The organism is Streptomyces sp. NPDC059371, assembly GCF_042751995.1.
Lineage (GTDB): Bacteria > Actinomycetota > Actinomycetes > Streptomycetales > Streptomycetaceae > Streptomyces.
Genome location: NZ_JBHYXD010000209.1, coordinates 1 through 2,082 on the forward strand (window position 1 = coordinate 1; position 2,082 = coordinate 2,082).

2 protein-coding genes are annotated in these 2,082 nt (G+C 70.7%); both read right to left on the bottom strand.

Annotation, left to right across the window (positions count from 1 at the left end; translation table 11 throughout):
• Positions 1-22: 22 nt before the first annotated feature.
• Entirely contained in the window at positions 23-892 is an 870-nt protein-coding gene (locus ACFXGX_RS43225; RefSeq protein WP_384803993.1) for a nuclease, read from the bottom strand.
• Positions 893-1,077: 185 nt separating this feature from the next.
• Positions 1,078-1,908: an aldo/keto reductase gene (locus ACFXGX_RS43230; RefSeq protein ID WP_384803996.1), complete on the bottom strand. Its 831-nt coding sequence runs from the start codon at positions 1,906-1,908 to the stop codon at positions 1,078-1,080.
• Between the last annotated feature and the right edge of the window lie 174 nt (positions 1,909-2,082).

The window sequence follows — 2,082 nt, forward strand, 5'->3', positions numbered from 1 at the left end:
CCGGCCGGAAGCCCGCGGACGCCTACTTCTCGTCTAAGACGAGGTCCTCCGGAGGGCGGTTGAGCCGCACGGTGTCGCCGTTCGTGACGTCCACGATCGTGTCGAAGCCGGTCCACTGTCCGGTGGACAGGACGAACAGCCGGTCCTCGCGCTGCTCCAGGTAGGGCCGGAAGCCCTCCAGGGACGGGTTGCCGTCATTGAGCTGGAGGTAGTCCGCCAGCCGGCGGAAGAGCTTGGGCAGCAGCACCGCGGACTCGGTCAGTGTGGCCGGGCCCTCCACCTTCGCTCCGCTCTGGGTCTGGTCCGACGGCCACAGCCCGAGCCCGTCCTGGCGGGCCTGCCGCGCCGCCCCGGACAGCTCCCGCCGGAGGCCGACGAAGAGGTTGCGGTAGAACGTGGGGTAGGCCAGTCCTTCGGTGAGCTGATGATGGTTGGCGGTCTGCCGAAGGTGCTCGGCGGTGACGGTGACGAGCGTCCCACTGGCACCCGGGGCCTCGGTTCCGCGGCCCGCGAGAGCCACACAGCGCCCGTGGACGTCCGCGCTGCGCGTCAGGATGTAGCCGGGTACGGACTCGGGCGTACTGTGCCTGACGATTCCGTCGGCACCGCGCTCCACCTCCTCGAAACCCAGCCAGCCGAGCAGCGCCTCCGCGGCCCGACCGGCGTACGGCGCGGGCTGATGGAGTTCGGGCCCGTGCGGCGGCCGGTAGTGGGTCTCCAGGGTGTCGATGCCGTCCAGCCGGAGCTGGGCCCCGCCGGCCAGATTGCGGCGCACCTTCCGTCCTCGCAGCAGGTCCCACTCCCCGGGATCGTCCGGGACGAAGCGAACCGAGTCGCCGTCGGGGCTGGCCCCGACGATTCTGTACGACCCCTTGATCAGCAGCATCGGCATGCCGGTTCCCCCATCACTCGCAAGGCCCCTCCACGATGACCCGCACGGCGTCGCACGGCACCTCGGCGGAGCGCGATGGGTACCCGAAGTCATGCAATGAGCGGACCGTGGCACCGCGTCCGGCAGCACGCGGCCTACGACGCATGCTCACCGCGGAGACCCGGTACGGGCGGGGCTCCGGGGCCTCAGAACTCCTCGTGTGCCGTGGGGTCCCCGCCGAGGCGTCGTCGCGGGCGGTCGCCGACGGCCGTCATCTCGGCGGGGGACAGCTCGAATCCGAAGAGGTCGAGGTTCTCCCGTTGGCGCCCGGCGTCGGCGGACTTGGGGATGGGTACCGCGCCGAGCTGTGTGTGCCAGCGCAGCACGACCTGGCCGGGTGTGACGCCGTGTGCCTCGGCGATCTTTCCGATCCCGGGGTCGTCGAGGAGCCGGGAGCCACGGCCCAGGGGGCTCCAGCTCTCCGTGACGACGCCCTTGTCGGCGTGGAAGGCGCGCAACTCGTCCTGGGGAAGCAGGGGATGGAGCTCGATCTGGTTCACCGAGGGAAGCACTCCGGTCTCGGCCTCCAGCCGGCGGATGTGTTCGGCCGTGAAGTTCGAGACGCCGATCGCACGTACCAGCCCCGCGTCGCGGAGCTCGATCATCGCCTTCCACGATTCCACGTACTTGTCCACGCGGGGCAGGGGCCAGTGAATCAGGTAGAGATCGACGTAGGAGAGTCCGAGACGGCCGCGCGACTCCTCGAACGAGGCGAGCGTCTCCTCGTAACCGTGGTGCCTGCCCGGCAGTTTGGTGGTGACGACGATCTCCTCGCGAGGGACGCCGGATCGGATGACGCCCCGTCCGGTTCCGGTCTCGTTGCGGTAGTTGACCGCCGTGTCGACGAGCCGGTACCCCATGCCGAGCGCGTGGCTGACGGCCTCCTCGGCCTGTGCGTCGTCCATCGGCCAGGTGCCGAGGCCGACGGCCGGGATCTTCGTACCGTCATGGGCCGTGCGGTCCGGGATACTGATCACGAGGAACCCTTCCGAAGCTGCGAGAGGTACCCGCCCATCGTGCACGGCCACCGCCGTCGCGGCGACGCGGGCGCGCCGCCGCTCCCGCCCGACGGGGGCCGGGACCGAGTGCCGACATCACGCGACGCGTGTGGTGGGCGACTCGTGGGTGCGCCGGCCCGCTCGGCGTGCGAG